At 74.1% G+C, this 402-nt stretch carries 1 protein-coding gene; it reads left to right on the forward strand.

Going from position 1 to position 402, the window contains the following annotated elements:
* Positions 1–402 (forward strand): maleylpyruvate isomerase N-terminal domain-containing protein (locus EHS43_RS45980; protein ID WP_369009085.1); only part of this gene is annotated, 402 nt, incomplete at both ends.

Here is a 402-nt window from a genome sequence, read left to right on the forward strand (position 1 = left end):
CGCCCCGGTCAGACTGCGCTGGTTCGACGCCGACGAGCCCACGAGCCGCCGTACGACGGTCGCCGGGGTCATCGCCCACCTGCTGTCGGTCGACGGGCTCGTCGCGGTCTCCCTGGGCCTCGACGACCCGCTGGGCAAGGCCCCCGCGGACGCGCCCACGCCGTCCGGCCGCACCGAGGCCTACTGGCGGGCGTCGCACTTCCCGCCGACCCGTTCCGTACGGGCCCCCTGGCGCGAGCAGAGCCACGACCTCGTCCGCACGGTGTCCTTCACCGGCAGCACCGCGGGCAAACTGGAGGTGGCCTACGGCGACTTCGCGCTGCCGCTCCACGACGCGATGCTGGACCGCGCCTTCGAGTGCTGGGTCCACGCCGAGGACATCGCGGAGGCGGTCGACTACCC

Source organism: Streptomyces sp. RP5T, assembly GCF_003933965.1.
Classification (GTDB): Bacteria; Actinomycetota; Actinomycetes; order Streptomycetales; family Streptomycetaceae; genus Streptomyces.